Origin of the sequence: Nostoc sp. PCC 9305, assembly GCF_963920915.1 — a bacterium.
GTDB lineage: Bacteria > Cyanobacteriota > Cyanobacteriia > Cyanobacteriales > Nostocaceae > Nostoc.
The window spans coordinates 99,410-120,598 of record NZ_CAWUDN010000008.1; the positions used below are offsets into that span (position 1 = coordinate 99,410).

The following is a 21,189-nucleotide window of genomic DNA, read 5'->3' on the forward strand; positions in this document are numbered from 1 at the left end:
GGGGCCCCCTCTGAGGATAAGGGGTAATGGAGATTGGGAAAGACGTATTTTCTATCTAGATTTGATTAATTCTCTGTGTGCTTCCGCGCTTACCTATGCCTTTAAATTTCAACCCTCAATTCGCCACTATTTTACATCAAGCTGTACTAAGTATATGAAGAACTATTCTTAACTTCCTATTGGCTGATGGCAAGGAATAAGAGCGCCATCACGCGATGGGCAATTTCTGTTATTACCTTTTTATAGCTATAGGCATTATGATCGATTCCAAGTTCTGCGTCGGCAGGCTAATCGATCGCAATGTTTTTTATGAATTTAGTCTGGCAACGATTTACTCTATCAACTTTACCGCTCAAAGAATATCTTGCTACCAGTTATGTACACCGCTCTCTGGTGGGACTGCTAAGTTCTTGGCGGCAAACTAGCGTCTTGCTTCAATGGGGAGATGCGATCGCAGCGGCTTTACTCAGCTTAATATATGCTCTAGCACCTTTTGCTTCGAGTACATTGGTGGGTTTTTTGCTGGTGGCTTGTGTCGGATTTTGGTTGTTGTTGACTATATCTGATGAAGTAACACCAGCAAATGTCTCGTCAGTCACTCCCATTCACTTGCTGGTATTGCTCTACTGGGGAGTTGCCGCAGTTGCAACAGCATTATCACCAGTGAAAAAGGCGGCACTTAACGACTTGGGAACCTTGACCTTGTATTTGCTACTATTTACCCTTTGTGCCAGGGTATTAAGGTCGCCTCGCCTCCGTTCTTGGATTATCATCCTTTATCTGCACGTATCGTTAATTGTTAGTGTATACGGGTTGCGGCAATGGTTTTTTGGAGCCACAGCACTGGCGACTTGGGTCGATCCAGAATCTCCTATGTCTAAGACTACAAGAGTCTACAGTTATTTAGGCAATCCCAACTTATTGGCTGGATATCTCTTACCAGCAGTAATTTTTAGCTTAGTGGCAATTTTTGCATGGCAAAGCTGGCCTAAAAAAGCTCTCGCATTAACGATGCTAATTGTCAATAGTTCCTGCCTGATTCTGACTTTTAGTCGTGGCGGTTGGATTGGACTAGTGGTGGCAGTTTTAGCTGTGATGGCATTGCTAGTTTATTGGAAAAGCGTGGAAATGCCTCGTTTTTGGCGTACTTGGTCAATACCGATTGTTTTAGGAGGATTGATCGGCGTATTGGTGCTAGCAGTGATATTTGTAGAGCCAGTCCGGCTGCGAGTGTTTAGTATTTTTGCCGACCGTAAGGATAGCAGTAATAATTTTCGCCGAAATGTGTGGGATGCTGTTTTTGAAATGATTCGCGATCGCCCGATTTTCGGCATTGGGCCTGGTCACAACTCTTTTAATAAAGTTTATCCCCTCTACCAACGCCCTCGTTACACTGCTTTGAGCGCCTATTCGATATTGTTTGAAGTGACTGTAGAAACTGGCTTTGTTGGTTTAGCCTGCTTTCTCTGGCTATTAATTGTCACATTTAATACGGCACTTTTGCAAGTGCGACGATTGCGACAAATCAGAAGTGTAGAGGGATTTTGGTTAATTGGAGCGATCGCTATTTTGTTGGGTATGCTAGCTCACGGTACTGTAGATACTGTCTGGTATCGTCCTGAAGTCAATACCCTCTGGTGGCTCATCGTTGCCTTAATTGCCAGCTACTGGACGCCTTTAGCTCAAAACCAGACAAATACAACTAACTCAAGTCCAGCAGTAAATTAACATAAATAAGTTGTCAGTTGTTTTCTTACCGGACAACTGACAACTTTTGAATTTTCTAATCTCTGTAGGTAGTGGCACTTGGGGCATTAGGGTCGCGATAAGCTACAGATTCGCGATCGTTCTTTTTGCCAGCCAACCCGCCTAGACCGAATAAACCAAGCAATCCTAGCCAACCCCAATCAAAATCATTGCGATCGTCAGTAGTAGTTGTTGTTGGAGCAGTAGTAGTGGCTCCGGTGTCATTAGTTGTCTGAGCTTGTGCAGATAGAGTTAAAGGTAAAATTCCCATACTCAAGGTGAGAACGCCAGCGCCAACGGCTGTAATGAAATTACTTTTCATAAGTTGTAAAAGTTCCTGATGCTATCCGAAGTTACTCACAACTGTATCGAGTCTCAACCTTAACAAAATCAATCTGCGGCTAGAAACTAGGCATTTTCATAACTCACGCTGTAGACATACAACATGGTTTTCACAGCAGTCCGTTTCTCATTCTTGCTGTGGTAGTTTAGCAACACTGAATCCTCAATAACTTTTCATTGCCCGTTGAATGTCACGCTGGTCTTGGCGTCGTTTCAGGTCTTCTCGCTTATCGTGGAGCTTTTTACCTTTGCCAAGGGCTATACTCACTTTTAGCCAGCCTCGTTTGAGATACATTTTTAAAGGGATTAAAGTTAAACCCTGCTGTTCGACTTTGCCAATTAGCTTACGGAGTTCTTGACGATGCAATAGAAGCTTGCGTGTACGCCGTGGTTCATGATTAAAATATTGTCCACTAGCGTTGTAAGGCGAGATATGGACATTGATCAACCATGCTTCGCCATTGCGAAGCAAAGCATAGCCATCTTGGAGATTGACTTTACCCGCACGAATCGACTTCACCTCTGTTCCTGTCAACTCAATTCCAGCTTCGTAAGTTTCTAGAATTTCATACAAATAACGGGCTTGACGGTTGTCGCAAATGACTTTGTAACCTTCGTTCTTGTCGCTCATTGATAATTTTGTGTGCTTTAAATGTACCTAAAAAATTATTTGGATTGGCTTGTAAATTATAGGGTGTATCTTAGAACCGCTATAAATGGTGAACTGTATATCACTAATTTAGCTTTTCTAAGTTCACAATTTAGCTTTTCTGGCAACTTTAAGTTAGTTGATACCGATTACTTCTAACAAGGTGCTTGAGAAACTTGTCTCACCAAGTCTGATTTTGTGCAGTTTCATAAATAGGACTTACACATCAAGTAAAGGCAATACCCTTTGGGAAGCCGCTTCTCTACGAAAGACTCCGCGTAACTTGCTTCTTTGCGTTTAGATGAATTGCCCTTACTCCCTTTTTGCATAAATCCTGACAAATAATTGGTATGACGCTAATGAACATTTACTCTCCTTGATTAAAGAGTTGTTACAAATTACAAAGCTCTCTATACCTCCTAAGCACAGGGAGTCTAAGGTGGTTACACTTCGTTAACCTTCCTAATGATTTAAGATTTTCTTCATAAATAAACCCTGAGAGCAGTCATTAGCTGGTAATCCTGTCATAGTATGAAACATAAGAACACTATTATTGCCTGTGTTCAGTAACGGAATACATAGAAGCAAATTTCTGAGTAAAAAAATGCTAGGGGTGTATTATCCATGCCCTTGACGATCCTTGTAGTGGATGATGATTTGGGCACTCGTCTGTCTGTTAGCGACTATCTTGAACTGTCTGGCTACTCAGTGATTGTGGCTAATGACGGTCAAGAGGCTTTATTTATGGTGGATGAGTATCATCCTGATTTGATTGTCACAGATATTGTTATGCCACGGATGAATGGCTATGAGCTGGTGCGCCGAGTGCGTCAACAACCAGTGTTTCGTTTATTGCCTGTAATTTTATTAACGGCACGCATTAAGACCCAAGAAAGAATTTTGGGCTACCAGTCAGGGTGCGATTTATATTTACCCAAGCCTTTTGAACTGGAAGAGTTAGCAGCAGCAATCCGCAATCTTTTGGAGCGATCGCAAATTATCCAATCAGAGTATCGTTTTTCTCATAAAGACAGTTTGGGCATTTCCGGCTTGACAAAAGCAGGAGACGCCCATAATTCTCTGTCCACTCAAATTCAGAAATCCCATCTGCACTCAGCCCTAACTCACAGAGAACAGGAAGTCTTAGAGTTATTAACTCATGGTCTTTCTAATGCCGAAATGGGTCATCAGCTACACCTGAGTCCTCGAACCGTGGAAAAGTACGTCAGCAGTTTATTGAGAAAAACCTCAACCAGCAACCGCGCGGAATTAGTCCGTTATGCGATGAAGCATGGTCTGGTGGAATAAAAGTTAGGAGTTAAAAGTGAGGAGTGAGGAATTAAAACTCCAAACTCATAACTCATAGCTCCTAACTCCTAACTCCTAACTCCTAACTCATAACTCCTCACTCATAACTCTTCACTTTTAACTTTTGTGAGTAGACCTTCACAAGCATCGATCAGTAAATCAATAACCTGATTAAATCCCTCTTGACCACCATAATAGGGATCTGGAACTTCCTTTAGAGTGTGTCGAGAGCAAAATTCGCACATCAAACGAACTTTGTGCTGATATTGCTTAGTTCCATCGAGAGTGAGGATGTTCTCATAATTTTCTCGATCCATAGCCAAAATCAAATCAAAGTCTTGAAAGTCTGACTTTTGAAACTGGCGTGCTTGACCACGCAGTTTAATTCCCAACTTAGTAGCAGCCGCAGCACTCATGCGTCTGTCAGGTGGACTACCAACGTGATAGCTAGATGTACCAGCAGAGTCACAGAGGATATGTTCGCTCAAGCCAGCCTGCTCAATTAGATGATTCATGACGTTTTCTGCCGATGGCGATCGGCAGATGTTACCTAAGCAGACAAACAGCAACTTGTAAGGCATAGATATACTTTGTCCTTTGTCAATAGTCATTTGTCATTTGTCCTTTGTCTAATGACTAATGACTAATGACTAATGACTAAAATCCAGGTAACTCCAACCCACTGGTTAATTCTTCCATACGTTCCCGCATTGTTGCTGTGGACTTGTTGTAAGCTTCTTTCATTGCCACTGTTACGAGATCGGAAAGTACTTCTGCACCTTCTGCTAAAGCATCTGGAGAAATTTCCACTCGCTTGGGTTCTTGGTTCCCACTGACAATTACCTTCACCAGACCACCGCCAGATTCTCCTTGAATCTCCATTTGCTCCAATTCTTCTTGGAGTCGCTTTGCGCCTTCTTGAACTTGCTGCGCTTTCTTAAAAGCTTCGGCTAATTCTTTCATTTTTCCTAAGCCAAAGCCGAATCCCTGTCCTTTTCCTGTCATAATTATTTGTACGCGTGTGCGTTGAATAACAAATCAAATTCAATTATAGATGCGGTAAGTAATTTGACTCTTTTTTTACCAATAATTAATGCATTATAGGTTGGGAGTAGGGAGTAGGGTATTGGACATTGGGTATTAATTCTTTTACCTCATCTCCTAATTCCCCATTCCCCATTCTTTATCCACAAGCACCTTGAAACTCTCCGAGCATTTTGACTTCTGGCTCTAAATTAATAGACCAACGTTCTTGTACTTGATGTTGGATGTGGCGAATGAGACAGAAGATATCACTAGCTTTTGCTCCACCACGATTAACGATAAAATTAGCATGTAGTAGTGCTACTTGTGCTCCACCAATTTGGTAGCCTTTCAGACCAGTTTGTTCAATTAACCAGCCAGCACTGTAAGGTTTGGGATTACGAAACACACTGCCACAACTGGGAAAGTTGTATGGTTGAGTGCTTAACCGATGCTTTTTGTGTTCTTTGGTAATTGCCACAACTTTTGCTGGGTCTGCACCTGGCGCTAGTTGTAGGGTGGCTTGGGTGACTATGCGATCGCCACCTTGCAATAATGAAGTCCGGTAGCTATAACCTAACTGTTCCGGGGTAAGAGTTTCCAGCGTCCCATCGGGTGAAAGTACCTCGGCACTAACTAACATATCTGCGATACAGCTATTGTGTGCCCCTGCGTTCATCACCACGGCACCTCCTGCTGTTCCGGGGATACCAACAGCCCACTCCAATCCTTGCCACCCTAATTCTGCTGCCGCCCATGCCAAGCTGGGAATTGATTCTCCAGCAGCAACGGTTAATTGACCGGTTTGGGGATCAAAGTGGTTGAAGCGGAGATGACGAGTAGCAATGACTAAACCTGATATACCACCATCGCTTACCAGCAAGTTAGAACCTGCTCCCAGTGTTGTCACTTTTAAATTACGTTCTTTTGCGTATTTAAGACTTGCTTGCAGTGCTTCTAAGTTTCGGGGGGCAACGTATAAATCAGCTGCTCCCCCAACTCTATAGGAAGTAAAAGCTGACAAAGAAGCCTGGGACTTAATCGCACAATCAGTACTGGGTAAGTAAATTACTTCGCTCTCCACTGAATTAGCTGTTTGCTGTTTCTTTGTATTCAAAGCAGAAACTGTGCAGACTTTTCCAGCTGCCTGGGAAATGGTCATCTTTACTTTGTTTTGGTAAAATTTTTACATTAATTTACCGCAAAGATACGGTAATCGAATTCACAGATGAAACCGTTGCTAGAGGGGCGCTTTGCTCGGAAATAAAACCTCGCAAAGTCTCCACTTAGGATGTGGCTTTAGCCGGCTCACAAAGTGTCGTAATTATTTCAGGAATCACCTGGTTCAAATTTCCAGCCCCTAAAAACAGTGCCAAGTCTCCTGGGCGTAGTGTTTCTAGCAAGTATTCACAGACTGCGGGTAAAGTTGGTTGATAAACTACCTGCGAATGCTGTTTAGCAATTTCCGCTGTTAGACGTTCACCACTAATTTGCCCTAAATTAGGTTCGCCTGCACTGTAAATATCAGTCAGCACCACCAAATCAGCATGGGTAAAAGACTCGGCAAATTCTTCTAAAAAAGTGAGTGTACGGCTATAGCGATGGGGTTGGAAGATGGCAACCACTCTTTGCCCCGGTCTTGCCTGTAAACGTGCTGCGGCGAGAGTAACACGAATCTCGCTAGGGTGGTGAGCATAGTCATCAATGAAGGTAATGCCATTGACTTCACCTCGGAACTCAAAGCGTCGTCTTGCTCCTTCAAAAGTGGCGATACCTTTGGCAATTGCTCCAAATTCTAAGCCCAAAACGCGACCAACAGCCACTGCGGCTAGGGCATTGCTGAGATTGTGCCGACTGAGCAAACGCAACGTCAACACGCCCAAAGCTTTGCCTCTTTCCCAAACCAAAGCCGTGGTACCATCAGCACGATAATCAATATTGGTGACGGTGTAATCAGCGTCGGTATCTGAGTGTAAGCTGTAGCTGATTGTGGGTTGCAAGCGATCGCGCACTGTCGCACAGTCAATGCTACCTATTAACGTTTTACAACCCTTCGCAAATGTCTGGAAGATGTCAATAACTTCTTCTAATGTATCGTAATGGTCAGGGTGATCGAGTTCAATATTGGTGATGATCCCAATTTCGGGAGCGTGTTTTACCAGAGAACCATCTGATTCATCTGCTTCGGCTACTAAATATTGGCTTTGTCCCAATCGAGCATTACCGGACCATGCATTGACTTCGCCACCGACCAAAATCGTTGGGTCTAGACCTGCTTCCAGAAGCATATAGCCAATCATGCTACTGGTTGTAGTTTTGCCGTGTGTTCCTGCCACTGCAATGCTGTAGTAATCGGCAATTAAAGCTGCTAGTACATCTGAACGATGTAAAACTGGACAACCTAATTCCAGTGCTGCTTTGTATTCTAAATTATTAGTGTTAATTGCTGTTGAACAAATGACTTGAGGCAGTTTTGACTTAGTATCAGCAGATAATTGTTCTTGTGAATTTAATACTACTGGATTAGCCAATACCTGAGGGTGAAAGAATTCGAGATTGCTGGCCTCTTGTTTACCAAAAATATGAGCGCCGATAGATTCCAACTTGTGCGTAATGTGGTTAGGACGAAGATCCGAACCTGATACTGGAAATTGACGCTTTGCAAGAACGTATGCCAGAGCAGACATACCTATGCCACCGATGCCAATGAAATGAAATGGTCTACCACTAAAATCTACAGAATTAGTCATTTATTGCTCCTCTTACACCACACCACACCATAATCACAAATGACACGCGTATCATAACAGGAATTTGATTTTTACCGTAACTACTCCTGTATCATGTTCATGTTTGATGCCCAAATGATGTTTCTGCTCTGGTTTTCCTGGTTGAGAATGATTTTACCTTGGTTAGAGGTTTTTGCTATTTCTGAACTGTTCTTAAGATTATTCTGAAAATTTTGGCTGCATCGGGAAAGAAATTCTTGTAATGTCAAATACATATTTTTGGCTACCTTACTGGAATTGGCTACATAATACATTGTTTAGTGAAACTAATTTTAAATTGCATCAAGTCTAGGCGTGAATTGAGTACAATAGTACATTGGTAATGAAACTATTTTTCAATTGCATAAAACCCAGGCTTATCTGGATGCAACAACTAGCAGTTTTTGGTGGCACATTCGATCCAATTCATTGGGGACACATGCTCGTAGCCGAGACAGCTTTGCATCAAGTCTCCCTTGAAAAGGTAATTTGGGTACCAACCCTAAATCCTCCTCACAAAGAAGCAGCTTTGTTTGAGCATCGTCTGCAAATGCTGCAATTAGCAATAATAGATAACCCAGCATTTACTGTCTCACTAGTGGAGACTAATCGCTCTGGGATTTCTTATGCCATTAACACCCTGATTGACTTATCTGCTTGTTACCCAAATACTCACTGGTACTGGATTGTGGGCTTGGATACTTTCCAAACCTTACCCGGTTGGTACCGGGGACACGAATTAGCACAAATGTGTGATTGGTTAATCGCACCCCGACAGCTAGGTGGTGAGACTATAACTCAAAGCAAATTAATCTGCAAGCAAGTGGAGCAACAACTCAAAGAGCAGTCTGCGATCGTTCACTGGCAACTCTTGAATATACCTTTAGTAGGAGTTTCGTCAAGTCTAATTCGCAAATTTTGCCGCGAAGGCCAGTCAATCCGTTATTTAGTCCCGGAATCGGTCAGATCATATATCACTAACAACAATCTCTACTCTTACAAATCTGAATAAATTATGTGTTTTTTTATTGATCTAACACTTTATGGTTAAAAGTGCCCCCCCCCTTTGCGATATGATTGGGGTCAACGATATCAACATATAAGCATAAATACAGAGGGCAAGACACTGTGATTAGAGTTGCAATCAACGGTTTCGGGCGGATTGGACGTAACTTTGCGCGTTGCTGGGTGGGTAGAGAGAATAGTCGGATCGATCTTGTCGCTATTAATGACACTTCAGACCCTAGAACCAATGCTCACCTGCTGAAGTATGACTCAATGCTAGGCAAGATCAAAGGTGCTGAGATTAGTGCTGACGATAACTCTATCATCGTCAACGGTAAGACCATCAAGTGCGTATCCGATCGCAACCCCGAAAACTTGCCCTGGAAAGATTGGGGAATTGACCTAATTATCGAAGCAACCGGGGTATTTACTAGCAAAGAAGGAGCGCTCAAACACGTAAATGCTGGAGCCAAGAAAGTTCTGATTACCGCTCCTGGTAAAAACGAGGATGGCACTTTTGTGGTTGGTGTGAATCATCATGACTATGACCACAACAAACACCACATTATCAGTAACGCTAGCTGTACTACCAACTGCTTGGCACCAATCGCCAAGGTGTTGAACGATAAGTTCGGCATCATCAAAGGTACGATGACCACCACCCACAGCTATACAGGCGATCAGCGCTTGCTAGACGCTTCTCACCGGGATTTGCGACGGGCGAGGGCCGCAGCGATAAACATTGTACCCACTTCTACTGGCGCAGCAAAAGCAGTGGCGCTGGTTATCCCAGACCTCAAAGGCAAGCTAAATGGTGTTGCCTTACGCGTACCAACCCCGAACGTCTCAATGGTAGATTTCGTAGTTCAGGTTGAGAAGCGTACTATTACTGAAGAAGTTAACCAAGCTCTCAAAGATGCTGCCGAAGGCCCACTTAAAGGGATTTTGGACTACAGCGAACTAGAATTGGTATCCTCTGATTATCAAGGTAGTGATGCTTCTTCGATTGTCGATGCCAATTTGACTTTGGTCTTGGGTAATGACTTAGTAAAAGTTATGGCGTGGTATGACAACGAGTGGGGTTACAGCCAACGAGTCTTGGATTTGGCAGAATTGGTAGCTGAAAAATGGCAATAATTTATTATTAGTCATTGGTCATTGGTCATTAGTCATTAGAAAAATCACAAACAGACTATTGACCAAAATGTTGAAATCCCTGGCTAAGATTTAGAACTTGGTCAGGGAATTTTTTTTGCTCGTCGTGCAATATTACTATCGATCCGGCTGTAATCCTGCCTGCGATCGCAGCACCTTCTCCAAGATGTTGCACTAAGGCTAATGCTAATTCTTGTGGTAAACACAGTACTAATTCAAAGTCTTCGCCACCATATAGAGCATATTTTAACGCTTGCTCTGATGGCAACCAATGATTAAAAGTTTTTGGTACGGGAATTTGTCTGTGTTCTAAAACAGCGCCAACGCCACTGGCGCGGCAAATTTGGATAATCGCATCTGCCAAACCATCGCTGCTATCCATACCAGCAATGAAGAGTTGGGAGTTAGGAGTTAAGATTTTCCAGAGGATTGGTAAGACATCTAATCGTGGTTGTGGGCGTTGGTGTGCGCGGATTAGAGCCGTCTTTTCTTCGTTGTTGAGGTTTTGCCCTAATTCGGGATGTAAGAGCAGTTCTAAGCCTGCGTGGGAGGCTCCATGAACGCCTGTAACGACGATCGCATCTCCCACAACAGCAGCAGAACGGCGGATAATTTGACTAGGGTTAACTTGACCAAAAGCGGTAATTGCCAGAGTAGTAACAGGCGATCGCACGACATCACCCCCAACAATCGGGGTATTGTATTTTTGCAGGCATTCTGTCATTCCCTGGTACAAGCGTTCTACCCAACTCACCCTAAGTTCACAGGGTAGTCCCAACCCGACAGTGATTCCCAATGGAGAAGCACCCATTGCTGCTAAATCTGATAAATTGGCAGCAGCAGCTCGCCAACCAGCATCTTCTGGGGAAGTGGTGAGGTTGCTAAAATGTACGCCATCAACCAGTACATCTGTAGTAACTACCAAAGATTTCCCTGGTGCAGTTTCAAGCACTGCGGCATCATCGCCGATAATTTCTGGAGGACAGAAACGCTGTAATCTTTCTAAAAGACCTTGTTCGCCAATGTCTTTTACCTGTTGAGAAGATAAATCACTGTTCACAATCGGTTTTCCGTGTTGCAAAATTACGAAGAAAACTGATGATTTACTTTACTGTTTAAGATAAGGGTATCGTCTAGGAGTCAGTTGGAATGGTAACAACACCAGTAACCAGCATCACATTTGAGGAGTACTTAACCTATGATGATGGTAGCGATTTTCATTATGAACTGGTGGATGGCAAGCTAGAGCTAATGAACCCACCTACTGTTGAACATTTTCTGATTGCCAAATTTCTTGAGCAATTACTAGATGCAGAAATCAAACGTTGTAGCTCACCTTGGCTGTGTTTTCGAGAAAGTGGGGTGAGAACAGGTAGAAATAAATCTAGGTTGACTGATTTGTGTGTAGTGACACTGGAGCAAGCTAGAGAATTGTTGAATGCTTCAGCAGTATTTGAGTCACCACCGTTACTAATTGTCGAGGTGGTTAGTCCAGAGTCGGTGAAACGGGATTATCGTTATAAACGCTCAGAATATGCGGCCTTAGAGGTTCCTGAATATTGGATTGTAGACTCACTAAAAGCAAAAATTTCGGTGTTACTACTGGAAGATGGATTTTACGAAGAAACAGTTTTTACAGCCACTGAGCAAATTGTATCACAGACTTTTCCAGAATTAGCGATCGCAGTCGATCGGGTGTTCACCGCCGGAAATCTGAATCAGGGGAGACGCGATTAATCGCGTCTGTACAAGAATTATTCTTCTCCTGTCCCCTGTGTCTTCTTATGCAGCTTGCGGTTCAACCAGATTTTCTATCCCCTGAACCACTTTTGCTGATTCGATTTTGTCACCAGCTTTCAGTTTATCCAAAACTTCTCTGCCTTCGGTAAGATAGCCAAAAACGGCATAACGACCATCCAAGAGGTTGCGTCCGGCAGGGGTGAGTTCTGGTTCAAACAAAAAGAAGAAAAATTGTGATGAACCACCATTTACTTCACTTTCAGGACGAGCCATCACTACTGCACCAAAGGCAGAAAAAGGTAGAACTGGCATATCAACGTAACGACCAGCTTCTTCTAGAGTAATGCCATAAGTAGGTGCTTTATCTCCTTGAACTAAGACTTCTAAGGGAATAGCACGATATTTGCCCGTTGTTGGATCAATGAAACCCACATCTTTCCCAGCAGGATCTCCAGTTTGGAGAAAGTAAGATTCTTCAGAACGGGTAAATTCTAAGCCATTATAAAAACCCCTCTGTACCAAATCTACAAAATTACCAGCAGTCACAGGGGCGCTGTAACCGTCTACGACAAGAGACAAATCGCCTTTGTTGGTTTTAATTTCTACAGTGGCACGCCCTTTAAGTTGTGGCAGGTTGCTGTACTCAGCAGGTACTTCAAAGGGGAATTGTTTCACCATTGACTCTTCTAGCTGAGTCACAAGATTCAGAAGTTTGCCTCTCTCTTGGAGAATTTGTTCTTTATCTTTGCTGTTCGCCAATTCCTGTAATTTACCCACCCCGGATTTCAACTCGGTAATCCAAGCTTCGGCTTGGGGTTGGCGTTCTGCGGGAACGCTTGTTAAGATTTGGGAAGGTTTATCGAGAATGCGGGATGCTTGGCTGATGTCTTTGGAAATAGCACCCCAACGCCGATTCGCCCGCAGTTGGGCAGAGATGTCCTCTAAACTGCCTTGTAGTTGCCGTACAGGTTTGTTATCTATCGGGAGTGCATACCGCAACAAAGCCTTTCCGTCGGTAATTGCATTGCCGGCTGGCAGTGCGGCGCTACTGGAGGGAGTCCACCCAGCTGTAGTTATGCCTAAAAATATTGTTACCAGCAGTATTGCCATTAGGCTGTTCTTCAGCCAGGATTTTAATAAGTTAAGCATGGGATAACTCAAATGCAGCATTAAATTGTTGACTGGACGTAACCCATCAATAATCTTCCCACGTTAAGGGCGGAGGATAAATGACAAATACTTCGACTTCGCTCAGTACAAGTGACTAATGACAAATGACAACTAACTAATGATAAATGCCCAATGACGACCCTAGAAGGGTACAATAAATGCCGATTGTCTTCCAAAATTTGAAAGTTTCATGATCTCCAGTAACGACTTTCGACCCGGTGTTTCAATTGTATTGGATGGGTCTGTATGGCGAGTGCTTGAATTCCTACACGTCAAGCCAGGTAAGGGTTCTGCCTTTGTACGAACTAAGCTAAAAAATGTCCAGAGTGGGAGCGTTATGGAAAAAACGTTCCGCGCAGGGGAAACAGTGCCACAAGCCACTCTAGAAAAAAGCACGATGCAGCATACCTATAAAGAAGGCGATGAGTTTGTCTTTATGGATATGGAAACCTACGAAGAAGGCAGATTGACTCGCGAACAAATTGGCGATCGCGTCAAGTACCTGAAGGAAGGTATGGAAGCTGAAGTTATTAAGTGGGGCGAACAGGTTTTGGGAGTAGAGTTACCTAAGTCTGTTGTTCTGGAAATTGTCCAAACAGATCCAGGTTTAAAAGGTGACACTGCCACAGGTGGCTCAAAACCAGCAACTCTAGAAACTGGTGCAGTTGTGATGGTTCCTTTGTTTATTTCTCAAGGAGAACGCATCAAAGTTGATACCCAGGAAGATAAATATATCAGCAGGGAATAACTTTCATCTCTACGGAGATGCAAGTCTCGATTTAAATCCCTACATAGGGATTAATTCCCTGCACACTTAAAATGCTAATTTACGGATAGGTCGAGGTAATAAAAACTGTGCCATTGGACTTTAATGAAATCCGCCAACTACTGGCAACTATCGCACAAACAGATATTGCAGAAGTCATACTCAAAAGCGATGATTTTGAGCTAACAGTCCGTAAGGCTGTGAGCATTAGCAATCAGATGTTGTCGTTAGGTCAAGGGACTTTAGGCGGTGTGGTAGGTTCAGGCTTGACATCGGGTTCATCTGGGGGAAACCAGATGAGCGGAAGTCAGGTAACAGAGGTGTCCACATCTCGCGTGTTTGAGAATACTGGAACTAGCACACAAATGCAGTTATCAGTAAATCCTCCCTCAACCATTGACCAAAGATTAGTAGAAGTGCCTTCCCCAATGGTAGGAACGTTTTATCGCGCTCCTGCGCCTGGGGAAGCGGCATTTGTGGAAGTGGGCGATCGCGTCCGCAAGGGTCAAACAGTCTGTATCATTGAAGCCATGAAGCTGATGAATGAAATCGAAGCCGAAGTCTCTGGACAGGTGATGGAAATTCTCCTCCAAAATGGCGACGCTGTAGAATATGGTCAACCTTTGATGCGAATTAACCCCGATTAAGTATTAATGTATATATGATGTGAGTCATTGTTAAAATTTTCTTTTCTTGCGGGTCAACCCTGATGAAACAAACGTTGCCTTTACCACCAGAAGTGGTGCAACAAGTAGCTGAATACTTCAGCCTGTTAAGTGAGCCAATGCGCCTACGGCTGCTACACTTATTACGGGATGAAGAAAAATGCGTGCAAGAGTTGGTAGAGGCAACACAGACTTCTCAGGCAAATGTGTCAAAACACCTGAAGGTAATGTGGCAAGCAGGTATCCTTAGCCGCCGCAGTGAAGGAACTTGCGCCTATTACCGGGTGGAAGATCAAATGATTTTTGATTTGTGTAATCGGGTTTGCGATCGCCTCGCCACAAGGTTGGAGCAGCAAGCCCGTAATTTTCGCGTGTTAAATAGCAAACGGTAAGTTGAAGAAAGTTATGAGTTATGAGTTATGAATTAAAACTCCTAACTTCTAACTCCTAACTTTTTTAAAGCGGATAATCTTTCTGAAACTGTTCGCGAGTTAGCGGTTGTTGTAACTCTACACCCTCACCGCCTAAAACATCTAGCGGTTTGCCGTTCACGTCAATATAGACTTTGGCTTTGGGATTTAAAGTTGTGGCAGTGTAAACAACTTGTCCCACACGACCCATCATTGAGGTGCTACCACCACCGCTGGTAAAATCTTCAGATAAATTAACGTGAACCTCATTATTTTCTGTCTTCAGGCCCAATAGCTTGGTTCCTTTAGGGATGGTTGTCGAATCTGTCCCTTCTGTTGGGCCTGCTAACAAACTTTGGAAAGCTGCTTCTAAAGGCTGGTTGGGTCGAATAGAAGCGACTTTAATAGGCTGGGGAACCAAAGTAAGATTTTTGTTGTTTGATCTTAGCCAATAAACGTTGGGGGTTTGCTCATTAGCTGGCTGCCTAGTTGATGGCTGTGCTGGCTGTTCAATGCGGCCAGAAGGGTTTGATGGTGTGGGAGTATTGCTGGATTGTGTGGTAAACCAAGCTACACCGCCACCCACCGCTACAACCGCTGCTGACACGGCTGCAATTACGCCTGAAGAAATACGATTAGATCCTTGTTGGTCTTTCATGTTCAAAACCTTCCTAACTGAGGGCTGATATGGTAGTTATGTGAGGAGCAGCCTGGTTAAAGACGATACTTATAAGTAGAGAGTTTCCCACAATCTCGAGGAGACTTGATGGCTTTTAATTCTGCAAGTGCCTAATCCATTCTAGAATTTTTATTTCTAATCCGTCACCTGCCAAATTATGTAAATTTTTGAGAGTCGGGAGTAAAGCAGGGAATAGGTTACAGGTTACAGGGTACAGATTATTCCCTATAACCTGTCACCTCTTCCCTTATCCCAAGTCTCTATGCCCTATTGCTTCTGTAATCCACTGTTTGAGTGTTGTTGTCACTTCATCAATGACTATTTCTTGCGATTTGCGGGTGGCTCTTTCTACAACTTCAACTTTGCCATTAGCGATCGCGCGTCCGGTTACAATTCGATAAGGTATGCCAATCAAGTCCGCATCTTTAAATTTGACTCCCGCCCGTTCGTCGCGGTCATCTAGTAGAGTTTCAATTCCCGCTTGATTGAGTTCTGTATAAAGTTTTTGGGCAATTTCAATTTGTTGAGCATCCTTAATGTTAGGAATTGTGACGATCGCGTGGTAGGGTGCGATCGCAACTGGCCAAATAATCCCATCTTTATCGTAAGATTGCTCTACAGCAGCTTGTGCTAATCGTGACACGCCTACACCAAAACAACCCATAAATAACGGCTTTTCTTCACCCTGTTCGTTGGTATAAGTTGCACCCATCGCTTGGGAATACTTAGTGCCTAATTGAAAGATGTGACCTGCTTCAATTCCACGGGCACTTGCAAGAGTTTGTTCGGGGTTGTGAATGGCGCGATCGCCTGGTCTGGACTTACGAATATCTACTACTCGCTCTGGTAACTTAAATTGCTCACCCCAATTAGCACCAACTACATGATAACCAGCTTCATTCGCGCCTGTAACAAAGTTTTTTAAATCAACTGCTGTTTGATCTACCAAGCGCAAAAACTTGGGATGGATCTGTTTATTGGCGTTAATATACTCATCTGCAATATCTGGTGCAATATAGCCTAAAGGCAGAGATTTAGTTGTCCATGCTTGCTGGGCTTCTACATTTGGTACATTCAAATTAATAATAGTTTTAGCGCCATACTCAGAAGCTAATTTGGTCAGTTCATTTTGCAATTTGACCTCATTAACTTCCTGATCGCCTCGGATGCTCACCAAAACTAACACTGTTATACCATTATCATAAACTGTTTGATAAAGGACATTTTTAACTAATTGAGTGGGAGAAGAGTTGAGGAGTTGACAGACTTTTTCAATGGTTTCTGTTCCAGGTGTATCGCGTTTTTCGTAGGTTGTAAACCGTGAGGTTTCGGCGTCAATTGGTAAAGAAACAGCCTTTTCTACGTTAGCGGCGTATTTACCATCCTCAGTGTAGAGAACTTCGTCTTCACCAGCTTCCGCCAAAATCATAAATTCTGTGGAACCAGAACCACCAATTGCACCAGAATCGGCTTCCACTGCGCGAAAAGCTAAACCCGAACGTCGCAGGATATTGCTGTAGGCTTTATACATATCCTGGTAAGTTTCTTTAAGACTGGCTTCATCGGTATGGAAAGAGTAGCCGTCTTTCATGATAAATTCTCGTCCGCGCATTAAACCAAAGCGGGGACGAATTTCATCGCGGAATTTGGTTTGAATTTGGTAGAGGTGTAGGGGTAGCTGGCGATAAGAGCGAATCATATCACGAGCGATCGCTGTGATTACTTCCTCATGAGTTGGGCCTAATCCTAATTGTTGCTCGCGGCGGTCAATTAGGGAAAACATAATCCCCTCAGCTTTGGTGTAAGTGTCCCAGCGTCCCGATTCCTTCCATAAATCAGCAGGTTGTAATTGCGGTAAAAGACATTCTTGTGCGCCTGTAGCGTTCATTTCTTCCCGCACAATCTGGGAAACTTTTTGCATTACCCGCCACATTAACGGCAAATAAGCATAAAGACCACTACCGATGCGACGAATGTAACCTGCACGGAGTAATAATTTATGACTGGGAATCTCAGCATCAGCTGGATCATCCCGAAGTGTAACGAATAACATTTGTGATAGTCGCATCGTTTATTCCCTTTCCAGAATCTCTAATTTGTTTATAAACCACCTGGCGATTATAAATCGCGGCCACACAAACTCTCGTCCGCTTGGGTGCATTCAGAAGGTATCCTAGTTTTTGAACCTGCGAGGTAGGCAAAGTGCAAGCGCGATCGGCATCTTACAGCCGTTAAGATATGGCATGATATAATCTTTGCAACTTATTTAATCTAGGTCTAGGTTATGAGTCATTTGACATTAAAACTAGACACGGTTTTACCTGAGTGACGAACAATTTTATCACTTATGTCAAAATAACCGCGAATTGAAATTTGAACGCACTGCCAAGGGAGAATTAATCATCATGTCCCCCGTTGGAGGTGAAAGGGATTTGGTTTGAGTCTTTCTTGTTATTAAGATTTGCAAGTGCTGCTAAACTCCACTATCTGGCAACACTTTCCATTGCAGCAGAAAATACTTTATAAGTCTGCGTAAGTACTCTTCATTACAATAATCAGCGTAGGCGGACTAAGAAGGTATCCTACTTTTCTAACCTGAGTAATGTGCCAAGCACAGCGCAAGAGGCAGATTTTATCTCGACTTCATTACTCAGGGCATATTACAGCCATTAGGGTATTTTAAAAGAAATAACCATCAGGCGATTAGAATCAGGGAATCTTTAGGAGAAACTACTTTGGCAGATGTAATTTATCAAGCACAAGCACCCTTAGAATTTATTCCCCCAGCGTTTAACCCTTTATTGCTACGAGTTGTCCATCTGTTGCTACCCAGTTGGATAAAATGGCAAACACCTATTACCCAAATTGAAGCAGATAACGTAGAAGTTCTGGTGGATCTCTATCGCCAGTTTCAGGAGGGTAAGATCCGTTTTATGCTGGCATTTCGACATCCGAAAACAGACGATCCGTTTTGTTTAGGTTACTTGCTGTCTCAAATTGTACCAAAGACAGCGCGATCGCAAGGTACAACACTACAACATCCCATTCACGCTCATTTTATCTACGATCGCGGCATTCCTCTATGGGCAGGTTCCCACGTTGGCTGGATTGTTTCTCATTTAGGTGGGACTCCGATTCAGCGAGGTAAAGCTGACTGGACGGGGTTACGTTCGGCGCGTGACTTGTTCGCCAATGGGAAATTCCCGATGGCTGCTGCGCCAGAAGGTGCTACCAATGGCTTATCGGAAAATATTAGCCCGCTAGAACCTGGTATCGCCCAATTAGGCTTTTGGTGTGCTGAAGATTTGCAAAAAGCAGGAAGCGACCAACAGGTTTTAATTGTACCAGTTGGGATTAAATATAGTTACGTTGATGCTCCTTGGGAGGCGATCGCTAATCTTTTAAGTGAATTGGAAGCGGCTAGTGGTTTACCTGTGAATTCAGCAGAAAATGCTTCTGTGGAATCGCTTTATCCCAGGTTGTTGACTTTGGCAGAACATTTACTTTTCCTCATGGAGGAATTTTACACCCGGTTTTATCATCAGAAACTGCCAGATGCGAAGATTGTCAATGGGCAAATTCCAGATAGAAATGAAGCATTAGCAGTTCGTTTACAAGCTTTATTAAATGCAGCGTTGTTAATCTCAGAACAGTATTTTAATTTGCAATCAAAAGGTAGTTTGAGTGACCGTTGTCGGCGAGTCGAGCAAGCAGGTTGGAATTATATATTTAGAGAAGAATTTAAGGATGTCAAAGGAGTATCTGCTGTTGAAAGAGCTTTAGGCGATCGCATTGCAGAAGAAGCGAATGCACGGATGTGGCACATGCGTTTAGTAGAAAGTTTTGTGGCAGTTTCTGGTAATTATATTCGTGAAAATCCAACGGTAGAAAGGTTTGCTGAGACGACTTTAATTTTATGGCAAATGATTGCTAAAATCAAAGGTGATAAAGGTTTACAGCGTCCACAATTGGGTAAGCAAAAGGTAAAAATTACTGTGGGTGAACCCATATCTATTTCTGAGCGTTACTCAACGTATAAGGAAAATCGTTTGGGTGCTAGACAAGCTGTTGCTGATGTGACGAATGATTTACAACACGCGTTGGAAGGTTTGATTTGATTAGAAGGGTTGCATTTTTTGCTAGGAACCAGAATAAAGGTGTCAGTCGTCAGGAAGCTTATTGATTTCGACCCCTGCCTCCTGACTCCCTTAAAGAGCAAGGTGCAATGTAAATGCCCAAGTGTTCATCCGCATCGGATATTACTTTCTAAAGTAGATCGCACGTTCAGATGCTCTGTACGGAGATACTAGGAAGATATGGTTTATTAAGCTTGCACAAACCCAAAAGTTTTTCAAAACTATCTAAATAAATAGGTGCAGATAATCGTAGGCTCCTAGACCTGCTTGCCTTTGCTCCTATTTCACTTTAATAAAATTTGGTTAGATAAAGGCAATTGTAACTAAATATGTCATTTTTTATTTGAGTTTTATAAAATTAACGTTAAGTTCTCCAAATTATATTTTCAGAAAAATCACGCTTTTATATTTTTAGAATTCCAATTACAAATAGAGGAGTCCAAAAAATTGTGATTCTCTAAATCAATCAATTTATAAATAATGAAAACTCAAAACTTATTCAATTTACTGAAGGTTGGTATTGCTACTTTTGGAATCTTCTTTGTGGCTGGTCAAGGAGCCTATGCCTCAGACTTAAAGGGAACAGCATTTAGCATCTCTTTGGAGTGTATGAACGACACTACCGGTCTTTTGATGGGTCAAAACTCCACTGATGCTAGCGGGTGGCAGTATGCATTTGATTCAAACAAAGATGGGATGAACGGGAATTACTGGGTTGGTGCCGCGGCAGGGAAAGTAAACCCCTACGATATCTCTGGTATGGCCATCAAAGAAACCGCTACCAGCATCATTGTGGCAATCAATGGCAATATGAAGTTAACAGGAGAGGCTGAACAGGGTGCTGTCGGCGGTCAGATTGGATATGGTGATTTGTTTTTCAACATGGCGGGTAAAACCTTTGGAAATGCTATGAGCAGCGGGGATTTGTTTGGGATTCATTTCGCTTCAGCGAATGCTTCAGGGGTACAACAATTAGGTGTTTATAGTGGTGTTCAAGCAAAGACAGTTACTAATCTCAAAGAAGGCTACACTGTTGCTACATATGGTGGTTTAGCAGGAGGAGGAAATTCTTACGAAAGTCAGGTAAAACAAGGTGGTGGTATTGTCGGTTATGGTGATTTGACCAGTAGTTATTTTACTAATAACGGCAAGGACAATACATTTAATCTCAATGTCATCAACTCTGGAAATTATCTGAGTGGAATCTCGTTCCTAGCACAAGGTAATATAACGCAGCAGTTGCTAACCACTGGCTATGATGCCAGCAAATTCAACGGCACACAAACCATTGCATTTGAATTCAAGAAATCTTCTTTTGTCCAATCGACTCCTGAGCCTGCTAGTCTCGCTGGCTTAGGAATCGTCGGTCTGGCTTTGGCTGGTAGCAAGCTACGCAAGAAATTAGCATAGCAAATGGTTAGGGACTATTCGCAATACGGCTTGATTTATCTTCGGTGATTATAGACAAGATAAAAGACTATTTTCTCTCATAAAAATGATCGCTGGAGTAATGAAATTTTGGATGATGCTTAAGCGAAAAGTATCTCAAGCTGTATAGATTTACTCACTAAATATTAAATAGGTAAATTTCAATGCCCTTACTTTTTAGCAAGGGCATTTTTTTATC

General features: G+C 42.9%; 20 protein-coding genes and 1 pseudogene. 11 read left to right on the forward strand and 10 right to left on the reverse strand.

Annotated features, from left to right (window positions below; genetic code table 11):
• Positions 1-309: 309 nt before the first annotated feature.
• A complete protein-coding gene (locus ACM0OX_RS05170; protein WP_414513597.1) occupies positions 310-1,728 on the forward strand; it encodes an IctB family putative bicarbonate transporter in 1,419 nt (472 codons plus the stop codon).
• Positions 1,729-1,783: 55 nt separating this feature from the next.
• Here ACM0OX_RS05170 and ACM0OX_RS05175 read toward each other — a convergent pair whose 3' ends face one another.
• Together ACM0OX_RS05175 and smpB are read right to left on the reverse strand one after the other, a co-directional pair.
• On the reverse strand, positions 1,784-2,068 hold the full coding sequence (locus ACM0OX_RS05175) for a WGxxGxxG family protein (protein ID WP_414513599.1): 285 nt from the start codon (positions 2,066-2,068) through the stop codon (positions 1,784-1,786).
• Between the two features lie 183 nt (positions 2,069-2,251).
• Entirely contained in the window at positions 2,252-2,719 is a 468-nt protein-coding gene (smpB, locus tag ACM0OX_RS05180) for an SsrA-binding protein SmpB (protein WP_094349892.1), read from the reverse strand.
• 642 nt (positions 2,720-3,361) lie between these two features.
• Here smpB and ACM0OX_RS05185 point away from each other — a divergent pair.
• The gene (locus ACM0OX_RS05185) at positions 3,362-4,045 is read left to right on the forward strand and encodes a response regulator transcription factor (RefSeq protein WP_194040237.1); all 684 of its coding nucleotides are present in this window, start codon (positions 3,362-3,364) and stop codon (positions 4,043-4,045) included.
• A gap of 101 nt (positions 4,046-4,146) precedes the next feature.
• Here ACM0OX_RS05185 and ACM0OX_RS05190 read toward each other — a convergent pair whose 3' ends face one another.
• The 4 genes from ACM0OX_RS05190 to murC all read right to left on the reverse strand — a co-directional run bounded on the left by ACM0OX_RS05190 (position 4,147) and on the right by murC (position 7,818).
• The gene (locus ACM0OX_RS05190) at positions 4,147-4,626 is read right to left on the reverse strand and encodes a low molecular weight protein-tyrosine-phosphatase (RefSeq protein ID WP_414513645.1); all 480 of its coding nucleotides are present in this window, start codon (positions 4,624-4,626) and stop codon (positions 4,147-4,149) included.
• 76 nt (positions 4,627-4,702) lie between these two features.
• Complete coding sequence (locus ACM0OX_RS05195) at positions 4,703-5,050, reverse strand: YbaB/EbfC family nucleoid-associated protein (RefSeq protein WP_099100025.1); 348 nt, start codon at positions 5,048-5,050, stop codon at positions 4,703-4,705.
• Positions 5,051-5,228: 178 nt separating this feature from the next.
• Positions 5,229-6,230 (reverse strand): UDP-N-acetylmuramate dehydrogenase, encoded by a 1,002-nt coding sequence (gene murB, locus ACM0OX_RS05200; protein ID WP_414513602.1) that lies wholly within the window; start codon positions 6,228-6,230, stop codon positions 5,229-5,231.
• A 124-nt stretch (positions 6,231-6,354) separates the two neighbouring features.
• Positions 6,355-7,818, reverse strand: coding sequence for a UDP-N-acetylmuramate--L-alanine ligase (murC, locus tag ACM0OX_RS05205; RefSeq protein WP_414513604.1), 1,464 nt, complete (start codon positions 7,816-7,818; stop codon positions 6,355-6,357).
• Positions 7,819-8,221: 403 nt separating this feature from the next.
• Here murC and nadD point away from each other — a divergent pair, with 403 nt between their 5' ends.
• Both nadD and ACM0OX_RS05215 read left to right on the forward strand, forming a co-directional pair.
• Positions 8,222-8,848, forward strand: coding sequence for a nicotinate (nicotinamide) nucleotide adenylyltransferase (gene nadD / locus ACM0OX_RS05210; protein WP_414513605.1), 627 nt, complete (start codon positions 8,222-8,224; stop codon positions 8,846-8,848).
• A gap of 116 nt (positions 8,849-8,964) precedes the next feature.
• Positions 8,965-9,978, forward strand: coding sequence for a type I glyceraldehyde-3-phosphate dehydrogenase (locus ACM0OX_RS05215; RefSeq protein WP_292718562.1), 1,014 nt, complete (start codon positions 8,965-8,967; stop codon positions 9,976-9,978).
• A 55-nt stretch (positions 9,979-10,033) separates the two neighbouring features.
• On the opposite strand, the gene thiL is transcribed toward ACM0OX_RS05215, so the two are convergent.
• Positions 10,034-11,056: a thiamine-phosphate kinase gene (gene thiL / locus ACM0OX_RS05220; protein WP_414513608.1), complete on the reverse strand. Its 1,023-nt coding sequence runs from the start codon at positions 11,054-11,056 to the stop codon at positions 10,034-10,036.
• Positions 11,057-11,145: 89 nt separating this feature from the next.
• On the opposite strand from thiL, the gene ACM0OX_RS05225 reads away from it, so the two are divergent.
• Complete coding sequence (locus ACM0OX_RS05225; protein ID WP_414513610.1) at positions 11,146-11,733, forward strand: Uma2 family endonuclease; 588 nt, start codon at positions 11,146-11,148, stop codon at positions 11,731-11,733.
• Between the two features lie 45 nt (positions 11,734-11,778).
• Here ACM0OX_RS05225 and ACM0OX_RS05230 read toward each other — a convergent pair whose 3' ends face one another.
• Positions 11,779-12,885: a peptidylprolyl isomerase gene (locus ACM0OX_RS05230; protein WP_414513612.1), complete on the reverse strand. Its 1,107-nt coding sequence runs from the start codon at positions 12,883-12,885 to the stop codon at positions 11,779-11,781.
• A 211-nt stretch (positions 12,886-13,096) separates the two neighbouring features.
• Between ACM0OX_RS05230 and efp the strand changes: the two genes are divergently transcribed.
• From efp to ACM0OX_RS05245, 3 genes are all read left to right on the forward strand, one after another.
• A complete protein-coding gene (gene efp / locus ACM0OX_RS05235; RefSeq protein ID WP_194042039.1) occupies positions 13,097-13,654 on the forward strand; it encodes an elongation factor P in 558 nt (185 codons plus the stop codon).
• Positions 13,655-13,761: 107 nt separating this feature from the next.
• Positions 13,762-14,319, forward strand: coding sequence for an acetyl-CoA carboxylase biotin carboxyl carrier protein (accB, locus tag ACM0OX_RS05240; RefSeq protein ID WP_289794917.1), 558 nt, complete (start codon positions 13,762-13,764; stop codon positions 14,317-14,319).
• 62 nt (positions 14,320-14,381) lie between these two features.
• On the forward strand, positions 14,382-14,729 hold the full coding sequence (locus tag ACM0OX_RS05245) for an ArsR/SmtB family transcription factor (RefSeq protein WP_104909018.1): 348 nt from the start codon (positions 14,382-14,384) through the stop codon (positions 14,727-14,729).
• 64 nt (positions 14,730-14,793) lie between these two features.
• Here ACM0OX_RS05245 and ACM0OX_RS05250 read toward each other — a convergent pair whose 3' ends face one another.
• Together ACM0OX_RS05250 and ACM0OX_RS05255 are read right to left on the reverse strand one after the other, a co-directional pair.
• Entirely contained in the window at positions 14,794-15,405 is a 612-nt protein-coding gene (locus ACM0OX_RS05250) for a GerMN domain-containing protein (RefSeq protein WP_414513615.1), read from the reverse strand.
• Positions 15,406-15,673: 268 nt separating this feature from the next.
• Positions 15,674-17,494, reverse strand: a complete 1,821-nt coding sequence (locus tag ACM0OX_RS05255; RefSeq protein ID WP_414513617.1) for a proline--tRNA ligase — start codon at positions 17,492-17,494, stop codon at positions 15,674-15,676.
• 216 nt (positions 17,495-17,710) lie between these two features.
• Between ACM0OX_RS05255 and ACM0OX_RS05260 the strand changes: the two are divergent.
• The 3 genes and pseudogenes from ACM0OX_RS05260 to ACM0OX_RS05270 all read left to right on the forward strand — a co-directional run.
• Positions 17,711-17,852 (forward strand): annotated as a pseudogene (locus ACM0OX_RS05260) (Uma2 family endonuclease); the annotation flags it as partial.
• Between the two features lie 309 nt (positions 17,853-18,161).
• The gene (locus ACM0OX_RS05265) at positions 18,162-19,544 is read left to right on the forward strand and encodes a 1-acyl-sn-glycerol-3-phosphate acyltransferase (protein ID WP_414513619.1); all 1,383 of its coding nucleotides are present in this window, start codon (positions 18,162-18,164) and stop codon (positions 19,542-19,544) included.
• A gap of 498 nt (positions 19,545-20,042) precedes the next feature.
• The gene (locus ACM0OX_RS05270) at positions 20,043-20,972 is read left to right on the forward strand and encodes an XDD3 family exosortase-dependent surface protein (protein WP_414513621.1); all 930 of its coding nucleotides are present in this window, start codon (positions 20,043-20,045) and stop codon (positions 20,970-20,972) included.
• Positions 20,973-21,189 lie beyond the last annotated feature (217 nt).